Consider the following 9,866-nt stretch of genomic DNA (forward strand, 5'->3'; position numbering starts at 1 on the left):
GGCTTTAATTTTTTATACGACAACTCTGATGTTATAAACGAATGGTTTGGCACAAGCTTTAAAGGCCAATCAGGTTTATATACGGATATACTCAATATGAATGATGTTGAGTATCTAAATCTCTCAACAAACGATACTACGCAAAACGTAACAACAACACAGCTACTTTCAAGAATAAATCTTTTTTACAATACTGATGATGATTATATTGCAACATATTTTAAACATTATAAAGATTTAACTATAGATAGCAATGAAAAGACACTTCAAAATTTACCGGCAATTCATTACCACAGCTATTTAGACACTCTCCTTGATGATCATCTTTTATATAGTTTTGATGCTATAAGTAATAACTATTATAGAAGCTTGGGCAAAAGTGCTACTCAAACAGATATAAATATACCATTGACACTTCAAACCAGTGCATTTGACGAACTTTTAAATCTCTCGTACGAAGCAAATTTATATGCACAGCATACGCTTTTTACAGGTGATGAGAATTCTGCCAGTCCGTCGGTATATGAATATGATGATGGAGTATTTGCAAGAAACTATCATCTTTTTTCTGTATCAACTCAGCTTACAAAAGCGTATGAAGAGAATACTCACGTTGTAGATCTTGGCGCCAAATATCAAAGAGAAGGATCAAAAACAGAGAGTGGTTATTATGAAGATTATAAAGACTACACAGATTATTGCTTAGTGCCTGCAAATCAGTTGGATCCTGTATGTGAATTTTATAATATTTCCAATATTGAGGAAAATCTACAACTCTATTTTTCCCACTATCTTTATGACTCTTTAGGTAAGCAGATGTTTTATCATAGGCTCTCACAAAATATCTCATACGAGGATGTTGGAGGCGGTGCAGGAGAGCTGGAGAATGAGCTGGATTTACAGATTACTGATAATGTAAATTTTTACAACAATATGTTTTATAACTACGACGAGAGTGCTTTTTCTAAAAATTTCAATAAAATATCATACAACGGGGAGAGCTTAAATATAGGGCTGTCTCATATGTATCGAGATAGTTTTCTGCCTCAAACTACTATTTATTCTCCCACTACAAGCTATATGACATCATCTTTAGCGTATAAATATGACAAGCACTACTCTTATAGCTTTAGACTTGATTATGACTTAGAAAGAAGCGAGAAAAAGAGTTTTGAAGTAGGTTTTTTATACCAAAAAAGATGTTGGGATTTCGGACTTACCTATCTTGAGAACAACAGACCTATTCTTAACATCAATGGCGAATCTGATTCTATTTATGATAGATATATATATGTTACTATAAGACTGAAACCTATCATGAAGAGTGATGGAAGCCTGTCTGGCTTTATGTTTAGACTTCCTGACAAATCGGAGACGAATTAATTATGAAAAAGTACAAACATATACTTAAAAATAGAGAAGACGCCGCGAAAAGACTTCAAGATATTGTGCCTATGCAGAAGTTAAAAGATGAGAACTGGAAGATAGTGGCAGTCTCAAGAGGCGGTCTGGAACTGGCATATCATTTGAGGGGAAAATATAAAAACAGCATAGATTTTCTATTCTCAGAGGCAATCATGGCTCCCAATAACAGCGAGTGTGAGATAGCTAGAGTCTGCGAGAGTGAAGAGATTGTAATAAATGAAAATTTAGTAGCTGCCTTTGGAATAAAGTATGACTACGTTTACGGCGAAGCGCATAGAAAACATGAAGAGAAGATTCTGAGTTACATATATCAATACAGAAAGGGAAGACCGTTTGCGTCAATGAGCAACCAGATAGTTTTGCTCGTTGATGAGGGAAGTGAAACCGGAATGAAGTTTCTAACCGCGCTGAAGATGATTTTAGCCATGAAACCAAAGGCTGTATATATTGCAGTTGCTGTTATACCCAGTGATGTTTTAGAGTTTTTAGAGCAGTTTACAGACAAGATATTCTTTATCTACAATATAGATGATTATGTTGAAACATCTCTATATTACGAAGAGTTAAATAAGATAGATGAAGATATGATAGAAAAAATATTAGGAGAAAAAAGTGAAGTATGATATAAATATTGATTTAGAAAATAGAAGTGAAGAGTATTCGTTTGGTGAAGTCGCAAAACAGGCTAATGGAGCAGCTTGGATAAAGAGCGGCGATACCGTTATTTTAGCAACGGTTGTAATAGATGAGACAGAGATAGTAAAAGATGATTTTCTCCCACTAACCGTACAGTATATTGAAAAAACATACGCTGCGGGTAAAATTCCAGGCGGATTTTTTAAGCGCGAAACAAAACCGAGTGATTTTGAAACCCTTACTTCGCGTATAGTTGACCGCTCTCTTCGTCCGCTTTTTCCAAAAGGATTCGGTCATCCGACGCAGATAACCATTATGACATTTAGCGTTGACGCCGAGGCTGATCTGCAGATTCTGGCACTCAATGCGGCATCTGCAGCTCTGTATGTAAGCGATATTGATATTAACAAATCGGTATCTGCCGTAAGAGCTGCAAAAATAGATGGTGAGCTTGTTTTAAATCCTACGCTCTCGCAGCTAAAGAACTCGACGCTAGACCTTTATCTATCTGGAACAAAAGATGAACTTTTGATGATAGAGATGAGAAGTATCGGCTCTCAAAATGTAGACACTAGTCTGGTTATTGACCCATTGCTGGACCCTACGATGAGCGCGCCTATTATCATGACACATGTTTCAAATGCATTGGCGGAAGATGAGCTTGTAGATATTTTACAAAAGACACAGCAACTTCTTTTTGAGAGTAACGCTAAGTATGAAGACTCTTTTAAAGAGTTTAAAAAAGAGACACAAGCTATAGAGTATAAAGCGCATGTGATAAATGATGAGATGGTTAGTTATGTAAAAGAGCATCACTTTTTAGATATAAAAGCGGCTATGAATCAGATGGCAAAATCAGAGCGCTCAACCGCTCTAAGAGCACTCAGAAAAAAAATTATGCTTACACAAGAGCATTGGGATGAAGTAGAACTAAAAGATGCTATTGAAAAGGTAAAAAAAGAGCAGGTAAGATCACAGATTTTAAATGAGAAAATCCGTGCTGATGGCAGAGCTTTAAATGAGATAAGACCGATATCCATAAGCACAAACGTTCTTCCGCGCGCGCACTCTTCATGCCTCTTTACACGCGGGCAGACACAGGCTCTAGTCGTTCTTACAATGGGCGGACCAAAAGATGCGCAGATGTTTGAAACTCTCACGGATGATGGCATTCAAAATGAGAACTTTATGGTTCACTATAATTTTCCAGGATTCAGCGTCGGTGAAGCCTCTCCGGTAATGGGTACAAAAAGAAGAGAGTTGGGACACGGAAATTTGGCTAAAAGAGCCTTAGAACCGGTTACAGACTTTAATGGACAGACAGTTCGTCTGGTCTCAGAGATACTAGAGTCAAATGGTTCATCATCAATGGCAACGGTTTGCGGCGGTTATATGGCGCTTAAGGCGGCAGACATAGAGACGAGCGACACCATCGCCGGGATTGCTATGGGAATGGTTAGCGAAGGCGAGAAGTATGCTATTCTCTCTGACATCATGGGGCTTGAAGACCATGACGGAGATATGGACTTTAAAGTAACAGGCTCAAAAGAGGGCATCACTGCCATGCAGATGGATATTAAACTAGGCGGGGTTAGTTTAAATATACTAAAAGAAGCACTTTACCAAGCAAAAGAGGGAAGAGCGCATATTATAGATATCATGCAAGAAGCTGAGAAAAAAATTGAGTTTAATGAGGGTGTATTGCCAAGTACGGACTTTTTTCACATCAACCCAAGTTTTATCGGTGAGATTATCGGTCAAGCTGGTAAAACAATCCGTGAGATAATTGAGAAGTTTGAAGTAGCAATCGACATAGATAAAAAAGATGGAAAAGTTAAAGTAACGGGCAAGAGCAAAAGCGGAGTACAAGCTGCCAGAGAGCACATTGAGGGAATCGTCAATGCTCCTAAAGTCCCAAAAATAGAGTATAAAGTAGGCGATAAGTGCAAGGGAATCGTTAAAAAGATAGTTGATTTCGGTGCGTTTATAGAGTTGCCGGATGGAACAGACGGACTTATCCATATCTCTAAAATATCAGATCAAAGAGTAGATAAGGTCAGTGACGTAGTGAGTGAAGGCGATGAGATAGATGTTGAAATCTTGGAATTCAAGGGCAATAAAATTTCTCTAGGGCGTGCGTAGATAAAATTGCATACATTAAAGAGAGCACTGCACAATAGAGGATTTTGTTCAAGTTTGAGGCGAAATTTAGTCAAATTGAGGAGTTTACTGTAGTAAATGACGGTATTTTACTAAATTTCAACAAAGAAATTGGGCAAAAGCATCGTTGTGCAGCGGTCTCTTAAAGTAATTTTTAGCACTTTTTATGTATACTTCGCCATCAAATTTAAGTAGGGAAATCCTTGCATTTATGTATGGGTTGCTATATCTTTTGTAGATATGGTTACGCTAGCCGAAAAAGTTTGTAATAATTTTAATGGAGAAACTATGAAAAAAATTCTTTTCTTAATGGTAGCATTAGCTACTGCTGCACTAGCTGCTGATGGTGATGTTGCAAACCAAACACTTAAAGCGTACTCAATGATCGCTGCAGGTCTTGGTCTTGGTCTTGCTGCTCTTGGTGGAGCTATCGGTATGGGTCATACTGCTGCTGCTACAATCGCTGGTACAGCTCGTAACCCAGGTTTAGGTGCTAAACTTATGACTACGATGTTTATCGCTCTTGCGATGATCGAAGCGCAGGTTATCTACGCACTTGTAATTGCGTTAATCGCACTTTACGCAAACCCTTACTTAGGTTAATCAACCCAAGTATCCCTCTTGTCGGCTTTTGCCGACAATACTCTTTATTTTATGCGACTATGGTGGAACGGTAGACACGCAGGCTTGAGGGGCTTGTGCCGCAAGGTGTGAGAGTTCAAATCTCTCTAGTCGCACCATCTTTTATAAAAAATCTCTCCTTTAAACTTTTAACTCTTTTATATCTATAATTAATATATGTTTATGCATATAACAAGCAAAAAAAGATAAAAATAAGTCTGACAAGAAAGAGCGTAAAAATAAAGAAGACGAAGAAGAAAGTTCAGAAGATTAGTCATCTCCAGCAGAGCATATAGAAGCTCTGCGTAGCATAAGAGCTATCTAGAGAATAAAAATCCGAATCCAATTCTGGTTTGGTTCTGATTGTAATCCACCAAACTTGCGCCATAACCATTAAATATTTTTAGGTACCAGAAGTTATTTTTTGAGTTTCCGGTAGGGTATGACCAGTCTACTTCAATAGAGCCTCGGTTTTCGCCGTTAAAATGAAGATTGTTGCGCCATGTTAAGTCAAACTGATGCTTTTCAAGAAAATAGTTTAACTTTAAATGCCCATATCCAAGATAAGTAGTTATATCTTTGTTATTCTCTCCTGCATCTACTACCCATGCCCTAAGGCTTGTCATAAGATTTCCCCTATAAAAAATAGACTCAAAATAGATTCTATTCCACGATCTAGAGAGTGGTGGTCCCATTCCGTTTGACTCATGTAAAAAGCCAAATTTAATAGCTTTAAATCCAAATTCAGAGAATTTTTTATCTTCAATAGGCAAGGTAAGCCATACTTCAGGTCTGTAGTTTGTTTCACGAAATGGAGCAGAATCTGAGTAAAGTTGCCACCACACATCTTGCGTGTATCCCAAACTTATTATTTCATTTAAACCAAATAGATTGTAACTTAAATCTTTTTTTAAACTTATTTGAAATTCTGCTTCAATATTTTTGTCAAATTGTTCATAGTTTGGGTATGAGACAAGATCTCTTTGCTCATAGTTTTCTGTCGCATATGCAAAAGGAATAAAATAATTTTTTTCATAGGGAAGCAAACCAAAGTTACTAAAAATTTTTGTCACCATTGCTTCTCTTGCATCTGAATTTTTTGGCATATCAAGATGTTGCAAAAGAAAAAGTTTTTTTGCTTCATCCTCGCTGGTCTCGGTAGCTTCAATTTCTTTACTGCTATTTGTCTCATGAGCAACAAGGGAAGAGCTTGCTATAAAAAGCAAAGCAATAAAGAGTGCTTTATTTAATAAGAACAATACAATCCTCACTATTTGGCACTAAACATAAAAAACTGTAAGCTTCATCACCGAGCGTTTTGTAGCTGTGAGGAAGAGATGCTGGAATCAACAAAATATCGCCGGCTTTAGCTTCAAATGTTTCATCTCCAATCTGGACAAGCGCACGTCCAGAGAGAACATACTGCTCATGTTCGATAATGTTTGTATGAAGCGGCATATGCCCGCCTGCTTCTATTATAAAGTTGCGCATTGCAAAGTTTGGGGACTCCTCCGGTGATAAAAGCATCTTCATTGAGACCCCTTTACCAGCCTTTTGAGGAGTTGCCTCAATGGAATTAATCTCTTTGTGTAGGTACATTATAGCCTCCTATAATAATATTTTTGGTAGCATATCATAAAATGTGTTTGATTTACTTGGAGAGTATTTATGAAAATTGCAAATAATATAACGGAACTGATAGGAAATACCCCTTTGGTTAGATTAAATAAAGCCTCAGCACTTACAGGCGCTAATATCATTGCAAAGTGTGAGTTTATGAATCCTACAAGCTCTGTAAAAGATAGAATAGGTTTTAACATGATTAGGCGCGCAATAGAGGCAGGGGAGATAATCGAGGGAACTACCATTATTGAGCCTACAAGCGGCAATACTGGAATTGCGCTTGCGGCAAATTGTGCAGCGCTCAATCTAAAACTTATCTTGACTATGCCCGAATCGATGAGCTTAGAGAGAAGAAAGCTGCTAAAAGCACTTGGCGCCGAGCTGGTTTTGACTCCCGCACCTTTAGGGATGAGCGGCGCAATTACAAAAGCAGATGAGCTTCAAAAAGAGATTCCAAACTCAATAGTTCTGCAGCAGTTTAAAAATCCTTCTAATCCTGAAATTCATGAGCTCACAACAGCGCTGGAGATACTTCGCGACACGGATAAAAAAATAGACGCCTTTGTGGCTGCGGTAGGAACCGGAGGAACACTTAGCGGGGTATCAAGAGTTTTAAAAAAAGAGATAGCAAATATTATGATTTTTGCAGTTGAACCCTCAAGTTCTGCCGTACTCTCAGGAGAGAAGGCGGGTCCACATGCTATTCAAGGCATCGGTGCAGGATTTATTCCCGACACTTTAGATGTGAGCGTATATAATGAAGTGATAAAAGTGAGCAATGAAGATGCGATAAATACGGCAAAAATGCTCTCAAGAGAGGAGGGTCTGCTTGTGGGCATATCAGCGGGAGCAAATGTATTTGCAACAATGCAAGTTGCTCAAAGAGAGGAGTTTAAGGGCAAAACTCTTTTGACTATTCTTTGTGATACAGGCGAGAGGTATCTAAGTACAGAACTTTTTGATGAGTAGACTTTTTTTAGAAACTATAAGAGCAGTTGAGGGAGAGATTTTTAATCTCCTCTACCACCAAAAAAGATATGAGCGCGTTTTAAAAAAATTTAATATTAAAAATCCTAAAAACCTACTTGAGCATATAAATCCTCCAAAAACAGGAACTTACAGATGCCGTTTGCTCTACAATATATCTAAAGAGGCGCATACCATAGAGGTCACATATCACGAGTATAAAAAAAGAGAGATAAACTCCTTAAAACTTGTATATGATGACAATATAGAGTACTCTTTAAAGTCTGCATGCAGAGATGAGCTGGAGCTTCTTTACGGGCTGAGAGGCAAATGTGATGATATATTAATAGTAAAAAATTTCCTTATAACAGATACAACGATAGCAAATGTTGCTTTTTATGATTCAGGGAGATGGGTAACTCCAGCACAGCCGCTGTTAAAGGGTACGACAAGGGAACGGCTTTTGATTGAGAAAAAAATATTTGAGTCTGATATTTATGTAGATGATTTAAAAAAATTCTCAAAAGTTGCACTTATGAATGCTATGATAGATTTTGATATAATTACAAAAAATATAGAGGAGTTTTTTTGCTAGAAAACTTAATAGAAGATAGAGATTTTGCAAAAATAATGCAAAAAAATATAGAAAATTTAATTATTCTTCTTTTTGAAAAAGACCAAAATTTTGGCATCTTGTGTAAAATCGAACATATAACATTTGAACCCGCTCTGCCAAAAGAGATAAGTGCTGAGTTTAGACCGATGACACTGTTTTTTCTTGCCGGATATACATTTGATACCGCAACCATAGTTGAAGAGAAGTTGGTTTTTGAAGCAGGCTTTGGATCAGACAATTTTGGCAGTATAGTGAGTGTGCCTCTTTGGAGTATTATGCAGATAATCGTAGATGAGACACCGCTGTTGATAAATCTCTCAAACTATAAGAATGAGAGTATAAAGCATATCAAAAAAGCGGATGATGGCGGGGTTGAGAACTCAATGGCATCTTTTTTATCAAACCCTGAAAACTCAAAGTTTTTAAAAAAATAAGCCTCTTTTGAGCTTATACTTTATTCAAAGACAGCAGATAGTTTACGACATTGTCGACAAACGCATCATGCTTTCTCTCTTTTGAGTATGCAATATAGAAGCTTCTTTCTATTTTATAATTTTTAAGTCTTGCTTCAAAAAGCTTTCCTTCGGCAACTTCATTTGCTATAACATGCTTTGACATAACCGAAACGACAGGTCTCTCTGTGGTCGGGTCGGCATGAAGAATCGCCTCTTTTATTGCCGTAGGGCTTCCTAAAACACCTAGAACTGTAAAGTTGCTACACTGAACACCCATTTCATCAAAAACTTCGCTTGTCAATTTTCTTGTATGGGAAGCTTCATCTCTGCATATCCAGTCAAATCCAAGCAGGTCATCTGCAGTCAAGTGTTTTTTTAGAGGTTGATTTGAAAAAACTACAAGCTCGTCTAACACCCACTCTCTGTAGATAATACCGTCTCTAAATTCAGGAGACTCTATAAGAGCGATATCAATCTTTTTGTCTTGAAGCTGGTCTATCATTTCACATGATAGACCGACATTCATATATACGTTGTTGTTTATTCTCTTTTTTATCTCGCTGAGATAATTTGGCAAAATATAGTTTCCGATGGCATTTGATGAGCCGATTATAAAAGTGAAGTCTTTATTGATAATCTTTAGAAGCTCTTTTTCGCTCGAGACGATAGCTTTTTCAAGTCTAGAGGCTATTCTAAAAAGATCTTCACCCTCTTTAGTAAGAAGAATACCGTTCTTCTTTCTCTCGACTATCCTTGTATCAAGATAATCCTCAATAAATTTAATCTGTTGTGTAACGGCAGGTTGCGAAATACCCAGTTTTGCAGATGCTTTTGAAAAACTCTTTTCTTTTATGACCATCAAAAAGGTTTGTAGTTTTGCAAAATCTTTTAACATAATAATTCCTATAAGTTTAGATAATAAGCAAAAGTATAACTCATTATTATAATTAATGCAATAGTTTTGTAATAATTTATAACTTTTTGGCTATAATAATTTAAGCAAATATGAATAGTGGCAGGGGTATGGAAAAAATATTTAGTAAATTAAATGAGTCGCAAGCTGGTGCTGTAAAAAAAACAGAGGGACCTGTGTTGATACTAGCCGGCGCAGGAAGCGGTAAGACTACAACCATAATCTCTCGTTTAGCATATCTTATAGAGGGAGTCGGCATTCCCGCTTCAAACACGCTTACGTTGACATTTACAAATAAAGCAGCCAAAGAGATGAGGGAACGCGCATCGGTCATGATGGATAACCCCGCTTATCCTCCTCTGCTTTGTACCTTTCATAAATTCGGACTGCTGTTTTTAAAGTTTCATATCCATCTTTTAAACAGAGAGAACAATTTTGTCGTCATTGATAC

Annotated in this window: 10 protein-coding genes, 1 tRNA gene and 1 pseudogene; 9 read left to right on the plus strand and 3 right to left on the minus strand. The window is 37.2% G+C overall.

Annotated elements, in window-relative coordinates; all coding sequences use genetic code 11:
• The 5 genes and pseudogenes from RQ763_RS05525 to RQ763_RS05545 all read left to right on the plus strand — a co-directional run.
• A pseudogene (locus tag RQ763_RS05525) lies at positions 1-1,383 on the plus strand (LPS assembly protein LptD); the annotation flags it as partial.
• 2 nt (positions 1,384-1,385) lie between these two features.
• Positions 1,386-2,048 carry a phosphoribosyltransferase family protein gene (locus RQ763_RS05530; RefSeq protein WP_314151664.1) on the plus strand — a complete coding sequence of 221 codons (663 nt, stop codon included), beginning with the start codon at positions 1,386-1,388 and terminating at the stop codon, positions 2,046-2,048.
• Positions 2,038-4,203, plus strand: coding sequence for a polyribonucleotide nucleotidyltransferase (locus RQ763_RS05535; RefSeq protein ID WP_314151665.1), 2,166 nt, complete (start codon positions 2,038-2,040; stop codon positions 4,201-4,203). The genes RQ763_RS05530 and RQ763_RS05535 overlap by 11 nt, the downstream gene beginning before the upstream one ends.
• 306 nt (positions 4,204-4,509) lie before the next feature.
• On the plus strand, positions 4,510-4,824 hold the full coding sequence (locus RQ763_RS05540; protein WP_314151666.1) for a F0F1 ATP synthase subunit C: 315 nt from the start codon (positions 4,510-4,512) through the stop codon (positions 4,822-4,824).
• A 53-nt stretch (positions 4,825-4,877) separates the two neighbouring features.
• Positions 4,878-4,961, plus strand: a tRNA-Leu gene (locus RQ763_RS05545).
• A gap of 198 nt (positions 4,962-5,159) precedes the next feature.
• On the opposite strand, the gene RQ763_RS05550 is transcribed toward RQ763_RS05545, so the two are convergent.
• Complete coding sequence (locus tag RQ763_RS05550; protein ID WP_314151667.1) at positions 5,160-6,101, minus strand: phospholipase A; 942 nt, start codon at positions 6,099-6,101, stop codon at positions 5,160-5,162.
• Positions 6,085-6,441 carry a cupin domain-containing protein gene (locus RQ763_RS05555; protein WP_314151668.1) on the minus strand — a complete coding sequence of 119 codons (357 nt, stop codon included), beginning with the start codon at positions 6,439-6,441 and terminating at the stop codon, positions 6,085-6,087. The genes RQ763_RS05550 and RQ763_RS05555 overlap by 17 nt, the downstream gene beginning before the upstream one ends.
• A gap of 69 nt (positions 6,442-6,510) precedes the next feature.
• On the opposite strand from RQ763_RS05555, the gene cysK reads away from it, so the two are divergent.
• From cysK to RQ763_RS05570, 3 genes are read left to right on the plus strand one after another with little or no spacing between them, the layout of a single operon-like run.
• Positions 6,511-7,434, plus strand: coding sequence for a cysteine synthase A (cysK, locus tag RQ763_RS05560; RefSeq protein ID WP_314151669.1), 924 nt, complete (start codon positions 6,511-6,513; stop codon positions 7,432-7,434).
• The gene (locus RQ763_RS05565; protein ID WP_314151670.1) at positions 7,427-8,026 is read left to right on the plus strand and encodes an aminotransferase class IV family protein; all 600 of its coding nucleotides are present in this window, start codon (positions 7,427-7,429) and stop codon (positions 8,024-8,026) included. The genes cysK and RQ763_RS05565 overlap by 8 nt, the downstream gene beginning before the upstream one ends.
• Positions 8,020-8,481 carry a hypothetical protein gene (locus RQ763_RS05570; RefSeq protein WP_314151672.1) on the plus strand — a complete coding sequence of 154 codons (462 nt, stop codon included), beginning with the start codon at positions 8,020-8,022 and terminating at the stop codon, positions 8,479-8,481. The genes RQ763_RS05565 and RQ763_RS05570 overlap by 7 nt, the downstream gene beginning before the upstream one ends.
• Positions 8,482-8,494: 13 nt before the next feature.
• Here the strand turns inward: RQ763_RS05570 and RQ763_RS05575 are convergent, their stop codons facing one another.
• On the minus strand, positions 8,495-9,397 hold the full coding sequence (locus RQ763_RS05575; RefSeq protein WP_314151673.1) for a LysR family transcriptional regulator: 903 nt from the start codon (positions 9,395-9,397) through the stop codon (positions 8,495-8,497).
• A gap of 128 nt (positions 9,398-9,525) precedes the next feature.
• Between RQ763_RS05575 and RQ763_RS05580 the strand changes: the two genes are divergently transcribed.
• On the plus strand, positions 9,526-9,866 hold a 341-nt coding region (locus tag RQ763_RS05580; RefSeq protein WP_314151674.1), incomplete at its 3' end, for an ATP-dependent helicase.

The sequence above is a fragment of the Sulfurimonas sp. genome, assembly GCF_032250635.1.
Taxonomy (GTDB): Bacteria; Campylobacterota; Campylobacteria; order Campylobacterales; family Sulfurimonadaceae; genus Sulfurimonas.